Annotated in this window: 14 protein-coding genes; 8 read left to right on the forward strand and 6 right to left on the reverse strand. The window is 39.9% G+C overall.

Going from position 1 to position 12682, the window contains the following annotated elements; genetic code table 11:
• Nucleotides 1-5: 5 nt before the first annotated feature.
• The 3 genes from hmpA to AC27JP_RS14225 all read right to left on the reverse strand — a co-directional run bounded on the left by hmpA (nucleotide 6) and on the right by AC27JP_RS14225 (nucleotide 2834).
• Nucleotides 6-1187, reverse strand: coding sequence for an NO-inducible flavohemoprotein (gene hmpA, locus AC27JP_RS14215; protein WP_487116196.1), 1182 nt, complete (start codon nucleotides 1185-1187; stop codon nucleotides 6-8).
• A gap of 101 nt (nucleotides 1188-1288) precedes the next feature.
• Nucleotides 1289-2560: an NnrS family protein gene (locus tag AC27JP_RS14220; RefSeq protein WP_487116198.1), complete on the reverse strand. Its 1272-nt coding sequence runs from the start codon at nucleotides 2558-2560 to the stop codon at nucleotides 1289-1291.
• Nucleotide 2561: 1 nt separating this feature from the next.
• Nucleotides 2562-2834 carry a hypothetical protein gene (locus AC27JP_RS14225; RefSeq protein WP_487116200.1) on the reverse strand — a complete coding sequence of 91 codons (273 nt, stop codon included), beginning with the start codon at nucleotides 2832-2834 and terminating at the stop codon, nucleotides 2562-2564.
• 220 nt (nucleotides 2835-3054) lie between these two features.
• On the opposite strand from AC27JP_RS14225, the gene norR reads away from it, so the two are divergent.
• Nucleotides 3055-4650, forward strand: a complete 1596-nt coding sequence (gene norR, locus AC27JP_RS14230) for a nitric oxide reductase transcriptional regulator NorR (RefSeq protein ID WP_487116202.1) — start codon at nucleotides 3055-3057, stop codon at nucleotides 4648-4650.
• 124 nt (nucleotides 4651-4774) lie between these two features.
• Here the strand turns inward: norR and AC27JP_RS14235 are convergent, their stop codons facing one another.
• The 3 genes from AC27JP_RS14235 to AC27JP_RS14245 form a co-directional block, all read right to left on the reverse strand.
• Nucleotides 4775-6037: a uracil-xanthine permease family protein gene (locus AC27JP_RS14235; protein WP_487116204.1), complete on the reverse strand. Its 1263-nt coding sequence runs from the start codon at nucleotides 6035-6037 to the stop codon at nucleotides 4775-4777.
• 77 nt (nucleotides 6038-6114) lie between these two features.
• Entirely contained in the window at nucleotides 6115-6741 is a 627-nt protein-coding gene (gene upp, locus AC27JP_RS14240; RefSeq protein WP_487116206.1) for a uracil phosphoribosyltransferase, read from the reverse strand.
• 158 nt (nucleotides 6742-6899) lie between these two features.
• On the reverse strand, nucleotides 6900-7700 hold the full coding sequence (locus tag AC27JP_RS14245) for a spermidine synthase (protein WP_487116208.1): 801 nt from the start codon (nucleotides 7698-7700) through the stop codon (nucleotides 6900-6902).
• Between the two features lie 203 nt (nucleotides 7701-7903).
• On the opposite strand from AC27JP_RS14245, the gene AC27JP_RS14250 reads away from it, so the two are divergent.
• From AC27JP_RS14250 to AC27JP_RS14280, 7 genes are all read left to right on the forward strand, one after another.
• Nucleotides 7904-8554 (forward strand): hypothetical protein, encoded by a 651-nt coding sequence (locus tag AC27JP_RS14250; RefSeq protein ID WP_487116210.1) that lies wholly within the window; start codon nucleotides 7904-7906, stop codon nucleotides 8552-8554.
• Between the two features lie 86 nt (nucleotides 8555-8640).
• Nucleotides 8641-8946 (forward strand): cell division protein FtsB, encoded by a 306-nt coding sequence (ftsB, locus tag AC27JP_RS14255; RefSeq protein WP_487116212.1) that lies wholly within the window; start codon nucleotides 8641-8643, stop codon nucleotides 8944-8946.
• The gene (gene ispD, locus AC27JP_RS14260; protein ID WP_487116214.1) at nucleotides 8946-9668 is read left to right on the forward strand and encodes a 2-C-methyl-D-erythritol 4-phosphate cytidylyltransferase; all 723 of its coding nucleotides are present in this window, start codon (nucleotides 8946-8948) and stop codon (nucleotides 9666-9668) included. The genes ftsB and ispD overlap by 1 nt, the downstream gene beginning before the upstream one ends.
• Nucleotides 9665-10153 carry a 2-C-methyl-D-erythritol 2,4-cyclodiphosphate synthase gene (ispF, locus tag AC27JP_RS14265; protein WP_487116216.1) on the forward strand — a complete coding sequence of 163 codons (489 nt, stop codon included), beginning with the start codon at nucleotides 9665-9667 and terminating at the stop codon, nucleotides 10151-10153. Before ispD ends, ispF begins: the two co-directional genes overlap by 4 nt.
• A 4-nt stretch (nucleotides 10154-10157) precedes the next feature.
• On the forward strand, nucleotides 10158-11255 hold the full coding sequence (truD, locus tag AC27JP_RS14270; protein ID WP_487116218.1) for a tRNA pseudouridine(13) synthase TruD: 1098 nt from the start codon (nucleotides 10158-10160) through the stop codon (nucleotides 11253-11255).
• Between the two features lie 2 nt (nucleotides 11256-11257).
• Entirely contained in the window at nucleotides 11258-12010 is a 753-nt protein-coding gene (surE, locus tag AC27JP_RS14275; RefSeq protein WP_487116220.1) for a 5'/3'-nucleotidase SurE, read from the forward strand.
• Nucleotides 12007-12681, forward strand: coding sequence for a protein-L-isoaspartate(D-aspartate) O-methyltransferase (locus AC27JP_RS14280; RefSeq protein WP_487116222.1), 675 nt, complete (start codon nucleotides 12007-12009; stop codon nucleotides 12679-12681). Before surE ends, AC27JP_RS14280 begins: the two co-directional genes overlap by 4 nt.
• Nucleotide 12682 lies beyond the last annotated feature (1 nt).

Genomic DNA, 12682 nt, shown 5'->3' on the forward strand with positions numbered 1-12682 from the left:
AGCAACTATAACGCAGCGTGAGGGCCAAATACTTCATAATGTATATTACTTTCTCCGACACCTAGTTTTAGCAATTGCTGTTTAGCAAATTGCATAAATCCAATAGGACCACATAAGTAGAAATTACCTTTTTCAGTAGGTAAGTTAACGGCCGCTAAATCCATCATGCCACTACTAATATGAGCTTGCTGAGCATCTTCATTTCTATACCAGATATTTTGTTGCCAGTTATTTTGCTTAACTAATTCGCTAGTACGTTGTGAAAATGAATGCTGCTCGCTACCTTCACAGGCATGTAAAAAATGCACCGGTTGATTATGATTATTATCTGCTAATGTTTCTAACATACCTTGCATGGGAGTAATACCCACACCTGCAGAAATGAGCACGGTAGGTGTTTGACGATCAACAAAGAAAAAATCGCCAGCTGGTGCGTATAACTGTACTTCGTCGCCAACGTTAACCGCATCGTGTAAGTAGTTAGATACTTTACCTGGAACGCCTAATTGCTCTCGTTTTACTGAAATACGGTAAGTTTTACCGTTTGCCTTGTCTGACAATGAATATTGGCGAATTTCTTTATAGTCATTGCCGGTAGGGTGAACTTCAAGCCCTAGATATTGCCCGGGCGTAAAGCCAATAACCGCTTGTTGGTCGACTGGAGCAAAAACAAAACTTTTAACCAGTTCCGACTCGACAATTTTATCAATAACTTTAAATGCTCTAGCGCCTTTCCAACCGCCAATGTCTGCAGCTCGTTGTTGATATAGTTCTGATTCACGGTTAATAAAAATACTCGCTAAAAACTGGTAGGCTTGAGTCCAAGCTTCTTCAACTTCTGTGGTAAATGCTTCAATGGCAAGTTCTCGAAGGGTTTCAATTAAATGATGGCCAACAATAGCGTAATGATCAGCCTGAATGTTAAAGCTGGTGTGTTTTTGCGCGATGCGTTCTACGGCACTGGTTAATACACTCAAATTTTCAATGTTTTTTGCATAAGCAGCTATCGCTTCAAACAATGCTACTTGCTGGCGGCCTGTATGCTGGTTCGACATATTGAAAATGTCTTGTAATTCTGGGTTATGCGCGAATAACCGCTGGTAAAAGTGTGCCGTCATTGCTGAACCAGCGTTCTCTAATAGTGGAATAGTGCTTTTAATTATGTCGATGTGCTTATCAGTTAGCATTGTTGCTCCTAAATTAACTGAATGAGTAAAGCCTATGATGTTGATTGTTTAATGTTCATAGGTTGTATGGAAATAGGTTAAGTTCTCTGTTGATATTGTTACTAAATACGGTTGCGTTTGGGCTTGGTTAATACCGGAATATAAATGATTAAAAACAGACTTGCCGCGACTAACCAAGCCGATAGACTGATATTCCACCCAAGTAGCGAGTGCTGAAACATTGGCATTAATACACGAGTGATTGCACTGATAAAAATTAACAAGAATATCCAGCTTACTAATTTATGTGGTAATAAAGCTCTTCCTGTATGACCTAGTGATACTCGCGACATCATGGCAAATATCATTAAACCCATTGCAGCAATAGTGATGACATGAATTGCATCCGAGAAGCTTATATAAAATGGACTTCCCATAACGAATAAGTAACTTGAACCAAGTAATATCAGCCCTAGGCCAAGTGAGAAATATGATAAATGCAAAGACCAAAGTAATGAAATTTGCAGAGTTGATGCTGTGCGCCAAAAACAGAGGCGGATCAAATGCGCGATACCAACGCTGATCATTAAAGTGGCTGGTGTAAAAGGTAGTTGAATAAAGTAGCCACTGAAAAACACCAGTATTCCCAGTAACGATAACGTGGTAATTAACGGGGTAAGCCATGTAGGTTGTTGTATCGCGGAAGTTTTTGCACCTGAAACGGTGAAAAATGGAATGACACGGCCACCAAGCACGCCCATGAGTAAACAAAATAGCAAAACAGCCGTTCTTGCAACATGTAAACTAAGCGCTTTATAGCCATTAACATCTAAAACTAATAAGCTAATATTTGTTAGCATTAAGGCAATGAGTAAAGGGATGAAAATGTAGTTACGATGGTTTTTACTGCTAAGCACTAATTTAGTAAACACTAAAATTGAACCAAGCCACCAAAGTAACTGCAAGGCAATAGCCGTATATAAAAATAATGACTGATTGATTTCATTTTCGGCAACTATGCTCATTGCCAAACACACTCTCACGATTAGCCAAAGCGTGATAAAACTTAATACTGCTAAGCCTTTAATGCTTGCTTTACCTGTCCATGTTTGTGCTGCCGTTAAAATAAAACCGACGGCAACTGTTGCGGCAAAGCCAAACAGCATTTCATGAATGTGCCAAGTGCTTGGGGAAAGTTTGCTTAAACTTATAGTGATATAGCCATTGAGAAAAGCGCCCCAAATTGTCAGAGCGAAAATAGAACATAAAGCTGCTGAGAGAAAATAGCTTCTAAAAGGTAAGTCTAGCACCGCATGGTGATGAACTTTATTTAGTGGGCTTTGGTGTTGCGGATGATTGAGTTGTATAAGTTCAGTATCTTGAATATTAAACATCTTAAAAGTCTCTTTTTCCAAAAGCATGTAACGCTACGCAGCGTATGACATAACCAAGCTTTAATGCGCCAGCAGAAATGATAGTCGCGATATGACCAGAAATTTGTATTGCCATATCAAAGTGATCATCGAATACAAAAGTAATTGCAATGCTTAGTGAAATGATGACGAGCGATATCAGCATCATGTAGTTACCTACAATCAGACACTTTTGAAAATTAAGCGCGTTATCAATCTCTGGTAGCGGATTGGCTATAGAAAACTGTGAGTACATCACTAACTCCTGAATCAACGTGTTGACGTTGTCATTAATATTGTTATGTACTCATTTAGCAATACTAGAGCCAATAATTAATTTAATTGTTAATCAATGGTTTAGGTGTTTATGTTGATATAGTGTAGTCGTATTGACTCTTTAATTTTGTGGTCAATATGACTCGTGTGTGTTATTTTGTTTTTATGTAATATCCATTTTCGATAAAAGAAAATTTAAAATGAGCCAAATATCATCAACAGCCATTATTGAACTGGCGTTAGACTTAGCCAGTAGCCTTAACAGTAAAGATAGGTTTGATCGCTTGCTTGATACGGTGAGAAAAGCAATAACTTGTGATGCGGTAGCACTGCTGTCGTTTCATGGTGATATTTTAACACCAATCGCACTACAAGGCTTGAGTCGAGATACTTTAGGTCGACGCTTCTATGTTGCCGAGCACCCACGCTTTGCTGCGCTATGTCAATCAAGCCAGCCAATTCGCTTTGCGGCTGATTCAACATTACCTGATCCTTACGATGGCTTGCTAATCGACCGTGAAGGCGACTTACCTGTGCATTCATGTATGGGCTTACCACTATATTATGATGATAAATTACTTGGTTTATTGACCATAGATAGCTTAACCCCACATGAGTTTGAAGATATTCCAGAACGCACACTGGTAGTGATTTCAGCAATGGCGGCAGCAACCTTGAATACCGCCTTTTTAATTGAGCAACTAGAGTCTCGTGCCGATCATTCACAAAAAGTTGTCGCGGAACTAACTGAAGAAGCTTGGAAGCGTGATGGTGGTGAGTTAATTGGTGAAAGCCCAATTATGTATCAACTTAAAGAAGAACTAAATATTGTCGCAAATTCAGATTTTAATATTTTAATTTATGGTGAAACTGGGGTTGGTAAAGAGTTAGTTGCCCGTACATTACATCATAAATCATTACGCCAGCATGGCCCTATGGTTTATGTTAATTGTGCTGCTTTGCCAGAAAACTTAATTGAAAGTGAGTTATTTGGTCACGTTAAAGGCGCGTTCACTGGTGCTGATAAAGACCGGGCCGGTAAGTTTTCATTAGCAAACGGCGGTACCTTATTTCTCGATGAAATTGGTGAACTTCCATTGGCCGCACAAAGTAAAATTTTACGCGCTATTCAAAGTAATGAAATTCAGCCAGTCGGGCAAGACGAGGTTGAACAAGTTGATGTTCGAATAGTAGCAGCGACCAATAGAGATTTAAAAGAAGAAGCTGAAGATGGTCGCTTTCGTGCTGATTTGTATCATAGATTAAGCGTATACCCAATTCGAGTGCCTAAACTGCAGGAGCGTGTCGGTGATGTACAAGTATTAAGTGGCTATTTTGTTGAGCAAACAAGGCGGAAATTGGGGTTAGGGCAATTAAAAATAACCGCTGAGGCAGTCTCTCACCTTGAACAATACAACTGGCCTGGCAATGTCCGTGAGTTAGAGCACGTAATTAGCCGAGCAGCATTAAAAGCGCGAGCTAGACAAAAAGATAAAGCCATTATCGCGATAGAAAAACCAGATTGTGGTTCGTTAGTAAACCTACAATTTAATGAGTTGAATAATCAACATATGGTAGCGGCAAGCTCTGATAAAAACACTGAAAAAGTTACCGAAGCAACACTTTTGAATCTACGTGATGAAACTGAGCAATTTCAACGACAATTGATCAGAAATGTTTTAACAGAAGAAGATGGCAATTGGGCCGCAACGGCTAGACGATTATCTACAGATAGAGCCAATTTAAATCGCATTGCGAAAAGGCTGGATATTAAAGTCGTTAAAAGTATCATTTAGTCATCACAAAACTTAGTTAGTAAAATTAATATCTATATAGAGAGTAAAAGCTATAGCTAACAAAAATGCCTAATTACAACAGTAGTTAGGCATTTTGTTTTTACTTTAGGCTTACTTAAAGTACTTAGGCTTTAGCTTCTTCTTTCGGTAAAATTAAATTTAAACCAATAGCAACCAATGCACATAAGCTAATACCTTGAATGCTGTATCCACCTAAACTCAGCGCCATACCGCCGATACCAAACACTAATACAACGGCAAATATAATGAAGTTTCTCGGTTGGTCAAAATCAACTTTTGCTTTTACTAAACTTCCTAAACCAACGCTGGCGATTAAACCAAACAATAACATCATAATGCCGCCCATGACTGCACCAGGTATGGTTTGTAAAAGCGCGCCTAATTTACCAACAAATGCCATAATGATGGCGGCACAGGCGGCCCAAGTCATAATTCTAGGGTTGAATGCTTTAGTTAGCATTACCGCGCCAGTCACTTCTGAATAAGTTGTATTTGGCGGTCCGCCTAGCATTGAAGCGGCAGTTGTCGCTACGCCATCACCTAATAAGGTGCGGTGTAAGCCTGGTTTTTTAATATAGTCTTTACCTGTTGCCGAGCCGATAGCAAGTACATCACCAATATGCTCAATTGCCGGGGCAATGGCAATAGGTAACATGTAGACAATGGCTTGCCAGTTAAACTCCGGCGCGGTGAATTTTGGTATAGCAAACCAAGCCGCGTTTTGTACTGGCGTGAAGTCGATAATACCGTGATAAAGCGACAATAAATAACCAACCACAATACCGGCTAATATCGGCATTAAGCGCATAAAACCTTTGCTAAAGGCTGAGACGAATAATGTTGTTAACAAGGCCGGCAATGAAATGCTCAAGGCAAGTGACTGGTCAATTAATTGCGCTGAACCGTCGCCCGTGCGCCCTAATGCCATGTGCACTGCAACAGGGGCAAGTGATAAACCAATTACCATAATAATTGGGCCAGTCACAATAGGTGGTAGATATTTACTAATAAAGCCAACACCGCGTAATCTAATAAAACCACTAAAACAGGCATAAACGACACCAACAACGGCCAAAGCCCCCATAGTTGCCGGAATACCCCAAGTTTGTGTGCCGTACATAATTGGCGCAATAAATACAAAAGAAGAGGCTAAAAACACTGGTACTTGCCGCTTCGTTACTAATTGAAATAAGAGGGTACCAATACCAGCAGTACATAGCGCAACGTTAGGGTCTAAGCCAGTTAATAAAGGCATTAGTACTAAAGCACCAAAAGCGACAAACAGCATTTGCGTGCCTGTTAGTACTTCTTTAAACAGTGATTGCTTATTATTGAAATTGTCAGTTGAGTTATTTTCTAAATTCATATTTTACTCAATAAAACTGCCAGCAAGCTGGCAGTAAAGTAGTTTTTAATGTTTGCTATAAACAAAGATGAACAATGCTATTTGGTACCGAAAATCTTATCACCAGCATCACCTAATCCCGGTAATATGTAACCAGCGTCATTTAGGCAGTCATCAACCGAGGCGGTATATAATTCAACATCAGGATGCGCTTTTTCTAAGGCTGCAATGCCTTCTGGAGCAGCAACTAACACTAATGCTTTAATGTTCTTACAGCCACGGTCTTTTAACAGGTTAATGGTTTCTACCATAGAGCCACCTGTCGCTAGCATAGGGTCGATAACTAGCGCTAAACGCTCATCAATTTGACCTGCTAATTTTTCAAAATAAAATACTGGCTCTAAGGTTTCTTCGTTACGGTACATACCAACAACCGAAATGCGAGCGCTTGGAATAAGTTCTAATACGCCGTCCATCATGCCTAAGCCAGCACGTAAAATTGGTACAACGGTAACCTTTTTACCTTTAATTTGTTCAACTTGAATTTCGCCATTCCAGCTATTAATGGTTTTACTTTCAAGTTCAAAACCTTTTGAAGCTTCATAGGTTAGCAAACTACCAACTTCGGCCGCCAATTCACGAAAACGTTTGGTGCTGATATCACCTTCGCGCATTAGGCCAAGTTTGTGTTGAATTAAGGGGTGCTTTACTTCGATTACGCTCATCGTTTGCTCCAAAACTTGATGAAATTATTTGCCATATTATATGTGATTTATCAACTTATGTACTTAATCATTATGAAAAACAATTTACCTGCTCGAATGTAAGTGCGCGAATATAAGCTGAAGTCTAGAAATTAACCGTATAATTTTATCGCTTCTCTTCAGTATTCGCTTTGTTGCGGATCAATAAATGCGTTAAGGGCCGGAATAATATGCATCCGCTCGATATAATGAGAAAAATCCATATTGGTATGGTTAAGTTTTTGCTTGTTAGTTGTCGATAATTTTTCTTTGTTTGGTAGTGGCGTTTTACTGATAATAAGGATGATATTTTTATAATCGGTAAAATCAATTAATGCTAAATTCAAGCGAAGTGTTTTTAATTTTGCTAACAACTCAACTAACTGTTGCTGAGAGTCAACGCTAAGGCTAACTAATGCACATCCTTTCGTATTAAGCCTTTTGGATATATTGAGATAAAAATCTATCGTAAACAGTGCTTCAGGTGAAATTTCCTGTTGGTATAGGTCGCAAATAATAATATCAAAAGAATTTTTTGTTGCTGCTAAAAATGATTCAGCACAGTCGGCAATTGTTTTGACATTATCAGGCAAGGCAAAATATTCCTTCGCCATGTTTATTATCTCTGGTTGTCGTTCAACTGCAGTAATATCAAAATTATGGTTATGCACCAGTGTTCGTTCTAGTCCGCCAGCTCCTAAGCCTAAATTCAAAATGCTTTTGGCAGAGTTATGCCATAGCAGAAATATTAGCAATGCTTGTGGCACGGGTAATACACAGGTATTAGGCTGGCTTTTCAACATTATCGCTTGAACAGCGTTTCCTCCTAAGGTAAACCACCGATATTGCGAATTTTCAATGACTTTTAATGTTTGTTCATTAAATGGATGTTGAAAAATAGTTTTACCTTTTAATGCAATTAATTCTTTCGCAGTCAGCATAGTGTATTGATTAACGTAAGTGGGTGGCTAGGTTATTGTAATTTAACGCAGTTGAAATGTAATTAGGTGCTTTTCTTTTAGATTTATAGCAATTTTCTACAGTTGATTATTAATGGCTAAATTGTTACTTCGCTATTTTATCTTTACACAACAATCAAGTATGCTTAAATTATCGTCAGTAAATTTTAGTAGTAGTTAATTTCATGGTTACTCAATCGTTATTATGGCAAACAGAGCAGCAGTCTTCCGACTTTGCTGAATTGTGCAATGCCTTATATGAGCGTGAGTTACAGATTTTAGCAACGACTGAGATAACCGCTGTCTTGGCGCTACAAGGAAGAATTAAAAGTTTGCCGCACTATGTCAAACGGGCGGCGCATGCCTTATTAAGTGCAGATACTCCTTTAGAGTTAGACATTCAAAATGCCAGTTGGTCAGCTAAACAAACAGCCAGTATGCCATCGACTAGCCAATTACTTGATTATCATGGGAATGTATTGCCTTGGTATAAAGACCGGCAATTAGCCCATGGCTTGGTGGTGCCGATAGCAACAGAAGGCCGTATTGTACTTGACTGTATCGATAGAGTTGATATCGAAAAACAAAGATTTCGCACTAATGTTTATGGTTGGTTTGATTTAGCATCGGCACCAGAGGGAGTTGAGTCACAAGTACCGTTGGCTAAAGCGAAATTGCTTAAACCGAACAAAAAAGTGATGACGGCCGCATGTGCTGGACATTGCTGGCAAAATAGTCGAAAAGTTCAGCCTGTTATTCCTTCATTACGAGAACTGCTGCTTTCTTGCTCAATTAATTGGCACAACTTTAAGCAACCAACAACTGCAAACAAGTAATATTAAATCGCCTTGGGTGTTTACAGCAGGCTGTACGCATTTATAATGGCTATCAATAAGTGTTTTATCTCGAATATAGATAGTTTATGCGGCTGATCACGGCAATTTTAGTTATTTTTTTAGCATTACTGCAATACCGACTTTGGTTTGGTAAGAACAGTGTGCCTGACTATTTTGCGCTCGAAGATGAAGTTGCTCGCCAGCAAATTAACAATGATAAATTAAAACAGCGTAACAAATTGCTGTATGCCGATACGGATGATTTAAAATCAGGTACTGAAGCCATTGAAGAGCGTGCTCGTCATGAGTTAGGTATGATCAAACAAGAGGAGACATTTTTTCGTGTTATCCCCAGTGACTCTGATGCCAATAAAAAGGAACGATTGCGATAATGAGCAATTCTTCGGGGCAATATATAGTGGTAATGCCCGCCGCCGGTGTTGGCAAACGTATGCAAGCATCCTGTCCTAAGCAATATTTAACGATCAACGATAAAACCATTTTAGAACATACCGTGCAACGTTTGCTAAGTCATCAGGCTATTGCGCATGTTGTTATTGCCTTGGGCGAACACGATGAATATTTCCCTAGCACCTCATTAGCGAATAATGACAGTGTTACCGGTGTTGTTGGCGGTAAAGAACGTGTTGATTCGGTATTGGCCGGATTACAAAGCTTAGATGTTGAAAAATCACCTTGGGTGCTGGTGCATGATGCGGCTAGACCTTGTGTACAACATCAGGATTTATCGCAACTGATAAGCTATTGCCTTGAACATGATCATGGTGGCATTTTAGCGACGCCAGTGCGCGACACCATGAAACAAGCGACATTAACAGGTGTCATTGATAAAACCTTAGATCGCAGTCAAATGTGGCATGCGTTAACGCCACAAATGTATAAAACAGAGGAATTGACCTCGGCGATTACCTCGGCGTTAGCACAAGGTATTACCGTTACTGATGAATCCTCAGCGATGGAGGCGTTCGGCTATACCAGTGGTTTAGTGGCTGGCAGTAGCGATAATATTAAAATTACTCAGCCTGAAGATTTGCATTTGGCTGAATTTATTTTGCAACAACAAGAAAAAGAATCTCAACTAGAGGCATTATGAGAATAGGACATGGTTTCGATGTACATAAGTTTGGCGGCGAAGGGCCGTTGGTTTTAGCGGGTGTTGCTATCCCTTATGATGTTGGTTTTATTGCCCACTCTGATGGTGACGTCGCAATTCATGCTTTATGTGATGCGATTTTAGGTGCATTATGCTTAGCTGATATTGGTAATCATTTTCCAGATACCGACGGGCAATATGAAAATATATCTAGCCGTATTTTATTGCGTCACGTTGTTGGGCTTATGCAAGCGAAAGGTTATTGCTTAGGCAATGCTGATATCACTATTTGTGCTCAAGCCCCGAAAATAGCCCCGCACCTGTTAGCTATGCGCAACCGTTTAGCTGAAGATTTACAATCGGACATCGAACAAGTGAATGTTAAAGCCACAACAACCGAAAAATTGGGCTATGTTGGCCGTAAAGAGGGCGTTTCCGTGCACGCCGTCGTATTGCTAATGAAAGCTGAAAGTAAGAGTACTTAATTAAATGTCTGAACAATCACCTGAACACGTTTCAGAGCCTGTGGCCAATTCACTGCCAGATTTTGCCTACTTATACGGTGAGCCGTTATCAACCGGTTTACTGCGTAGTCACAAAGCAGATTTTAAAGTTTTTGAACAAATTCCTTTTTTACCTTGTGGTCAAGGTGAACATCTTTTTATTCATATTCGTAAAACTGGTGCTAACACGGCATTTGTTGCTAAGCAATTAGCGCAATATTTCTCGGTAAAAGAATCGCTAGTTTCTTATGCCGGATTAAAAGATCGTTTTGCTGTAACTGAACAATGGTTTGGTGTGCATGTTCCGGGTAAACAAGTTTATGATTTAAGTGATTTAAATATCGAAGGCGTAGAAGTTTTATCTTATAAGCGCCATAACAAAAAGCTCCGTATCGGTGGCTTAGATGGTAATCGTTTTGAAATTATTTTACGTGATGTGACTGACGTTGATGAGTTGGTTAGGCGCTGGCATGTGGTGAGTAACTTTGGTGTGCCAAATTATTTTGGTGAGCAACGTTTTGGCATTAACGGTGGTAATATAGAAAAAGCCTTAAGTTTGTTTTCTGGCGGTAAAGTTAAAGACAAGAAAAAGCGTGGCATGTATTTATCGGCCGCTCGCTCTTTAATATTCAACCAAATTATTAGCGAACGTATAAAGCAACAAAATTTCGACACGTTACTCAATGGAGATGTTTTGATGTTGTCAGGCACACAATCGGTGTTTTTAGCCAATGATATTGATGAAAGCTTAAAAGCAAGACACTTAAGTCATGATTTAGATATTACCGCCCCTATGTGGGGAGCGGGAGAGCTAATGACAACCGCTGACGCTTTGGCGCTTGAACAAGATATTGCTAAGCATCAACAAGTGTTTTGTGAAGGCTTACCACGTTTTGGTTTAAAGCAAGAACGCCGTAGAATTCGCTTAGTGGTAAAAGAGCCGAAAATAGAGCTTAAAAATGATATTGTCACCTTGTCATTTTTCTTACCTGCTGGCGCTTATGCCACCACCATTATGCGTGAGTTACTTAATTACACCGATATGACAGAGCGTGTTGATACCGCTGCACGTAACAAAGGCTGAACATGAGAATTTTATTGAGCAACGATGACGGTGTTCATGCCAATGGCATAAAAGTACTTTTTGATGAGCTGGTAAAAGCATATGCTGTTACGGTAATCGCACCAGATAGAAATTGTAGTGGTGCTAGTCACTCATTAACACTAATCAACCCATTACGAGCGCAAGAGTTAAATAATGGCTTTATTTCAGTTAACGGTACACCGACTGATTCAGTGCACTTAGGCGCGACACAATTAATGCAACCTGCACCTGATTTAGTGGTGGCGGGTATTAATCATGGCGCTAATTTAGGTGATGACACTATTTATTCAGGCACGGTTGCTGCTGCAACAGAAGGACGGCATTTAGGTATGCCAGCGATCGCAGTTTCATTGGTGGCCAAATACCCGCAACATTTTCAAACCGCGGCGGTGGTAACGGCTAGGTTTATTGAACGGCTAAAATTACACCCGTTACCAAGTGATCAAATTATTAATATTAATGTACCAGATTTGCCATTAAGTGAATTAAAAGGTATTAAAGTGACTCGCTTAGGACATCGTCATAAAGCGGAAACAATGAAAAAGATGCAAGATCCTTGGCAACGTGATATTTATTGGTACGGGCCACTAGGACAAGAGCTTGATGCAGGTGAAGGCACAGATTTTCATGCCATTGCCAATGGTTATGCCTCTATTACGCCACTAACTATTGATATGACCGCATATAAAAGTATGGCACAAATGACAGAATGGATTAATGAACTTTCAATATGAATCAACGAAATAATGCCAGAGTAGGCAGCAGTATCGGCGGTAAGTCGAGTCGAAGTGGGGAATTACTGGCACAAAAGTTACTGGTTGAAGGCATTCAAAATCAACAAGTACTGCAAGCCATAGCTCGTTCTCCTCGCCATATTTTTGTCCCTGAAATTTTAGCGCATAAAGCATATGACAATACCGCATTACCGATAGGGCAAGGGCAGACGATTTCTCAGCCATATATTGTTGCGAAAATGTCAGAACTGCTGCTCGCCGACGGTGTGCCGGAAAGCATTTTAGAGATAGGTACAGGCTCTGGTTATCAGACCTCAATTCTAGCGCAATTAACAACCAAAGTATTTTCTGTTGAGCGGATTAAATCTTTGCAATGGCAAGCCAAAAGAAGATTACGAGCCATGGATTTACATAACGTTTCAATGAAGCACGGAGATGGCTGGCAAGGTTGGCAGAGTAAAGCACCTTTTCAGGCCATTATCGTTACCGCAGCACCAACAGAAGTGCCAGCAGCCTTGCTTGAACAGTTGGCAGATGGGGGGCGTTTGATTATACCGGTTGGCGAACAAAGCCAAATATTAAAGTTAATTACCCGAGATGGTGATGACTTTAAAGAGCAGCAAATTGAAGCCGTGCGCTTTGTGCCTTTAGTTCCTGGTTCATTAGGATAGT

It is taken from the genome of Colwellia sp. SU-HH01172, assembly GCF_057553355.1.